Consider the following 1,823-nt stretch of genomic DNA (forward strand, 5'->3'; position numbering starts at 1 on the left):
GCTCATCACCGGCATCGATCTGGTCGAGCAGATGATCCGCGTCGCCGCCGGCGAAAAGCTTGGCCTGAAGCAAAGCGACATCGAGCTGAACGGCTGGGCGGTGGAAAGCCGGCTCTATGCCGAAGACCCTTACCGCAATTTCCTGCCTTCGATCGGCCGGCTGACCCGCTACCGGCCGCCGGAGGAAGGACAATTCGGCGATGTCGTCATCCGCAACGACACCGGCGTCACCGAAGGCTCCGAAATCTCGATGTTCTACGATCCGATGCTCGCCAAGCTGTGCACCTGGGCGCCGACGCGTCTGGAAGCCATCGATGCCATGTCGGAAGCGCTCGACAGCTTCGTCGTCGACGGAATCGAGCACAACATTCCGTTCCTGGCTGCCTTGATGCAGCATCAGCGTTGGCGGGAAGGGCGGATATCGACCGCTTTCATATCGGAGGAATATCCCGACGGTTTCGCGCCGGTCGTGCCGAACGACGACGAGAAAGCGGTGCTGGCGTCGATCGCGACCGCAGTGGAACTGCTGCGACGTGATCGGCTTGACCGGCTGGGCGGGCGCCTGGCGCCGCATTCGGGAGCGCTGAAGCGCGACTGGGTCGTGAAGATCGATGATGACTATCTGTCGGCGTCCATCATCGAGGGCATGATTTCCATTCCGATGGAAGTCGATCTGTCGATCGCGGGCGGCAAGGCGCTGACCGTTGCATCCGGCTGGCGGCCGGGCGATCTGGTCTGGCGCGGTACGGTCGGCAAGCGCAAGGTTACGGCTCAGGTCAGGCCGGTCGCCAATGGCTTTCGCATCGCCTGGAAAGGCATGTCGGTGACCGCGCGCGCCATGCTGCCGCGCACCGCCGAACTGGAAAGGCTGATGCCCGAAAAGGTGGCGCCGGACACGTCGAAGCTGCTGCTTTGCCCGATGCCTGGCCTTGTCGTGTCGATTGCCGTTGCCGAAGGCCAGGAGGTCAAGGCAGGCGAGACATTGGCGGTGGTCGAAGCGATGAAGATGGAAAACGTGCTGCGTGCCGAACGCGACCTTGTCGTCTCCAAACTCAACGCCAAGCCTGGCGACAGCCTGGCTGTCGACGCTGTGATCATGGAGTTTGCTTAGGGCTAGCCGGGCAGGCAGCCTGTGATCAGCAGTGGTTTGTGCTGGACTGGCATCGCGCGGTCCCGGACAATACATCTCCATCGACTCAAGGACCTTCACGCAGCACCATGGCCGACGAAAAACTCCCCCGCGATCCCTTGAAGCGAGAAGCGGCGATTGCTGCGGCGCGGCCGGAGGCCCCGGCGCGGCCCTTCGTCCATTTGCTCGTGCATTCGGCCTATTCGCTGCTGGAAGGCGCCTTGCAGATCGGCAAGGTGGTGGCTCATGCGGTCAAGGACGAAGCCCCGGCCATCGCCGTTACCGACACCAACAACCTGTTTGGCGCGCTCGAATTCGCGCAGAAGGCGGTGAAGGACGGCATCCAGCCGATCATCGGCTGCCAGACGGCGCTCGCCTTTTCCGGCGAAAACAGCGATGGCCAGCGCGACCGCCGACGGCAAGGTCCCGATATGCGGCCGGTCGTTCTGCTTGCCGCGACCGAGGCGGGCTATTCCAATCTGGTCAGGCTGGTCAGCCGCGTCTACCTCGAAACGCCGCCGGGCGAAGCCGTGCACCTGACCACGGAAATGATGGAAGGCTATTGTGACGGGTTGATCTGCCTCAGCGGCGGACCGCGCGGACCGATCGGCACCGCGCTCAAGGAAGATCGCCGCGATCTGGCCGAAGCCCGGCTTCTGACTCTCAAGGAGATGTTCGGCGACCGGCTCTATGT

2 protein-coding genes are annotated in these 1,823 nt (G+C 63.4%); both read left to right on the forward strand.

Going from position 1 to position 1,823, the window contains the following annotated elements:
- Window positions 1-1,111: biotin/lipoyl-containing protein (locus EN879_RS34385; protein WP_127274635.1), on the forward strand; the 1,111-nt coding region annotated here is incomplete at its 5' end.
- Window positions 1,112-1,218: 107 nt separating this feature from the next.
- Window positions 1,219-1,823, forward strand: a 605-nt coding sequence (locus tag EN879_RS34390; RefSeq protein WP_127274636.1) for a PHP domain-containing protein, incomplete at its 3' end; no start/stop codon positions are given.

It is taken from the genome of Mesorhizobium sp. M7A.F.Ca.AU.002.02.1.1 (assembly GCF_003998535.1).
GTDB classification, from domain to species: domain Bacteria; phylum Pseudomonadota; class Alphaproteobacteria; order Rhizobiales; family Rhizobiaceae; genus Mesorhizobium; species Mesorhizobium ciceri.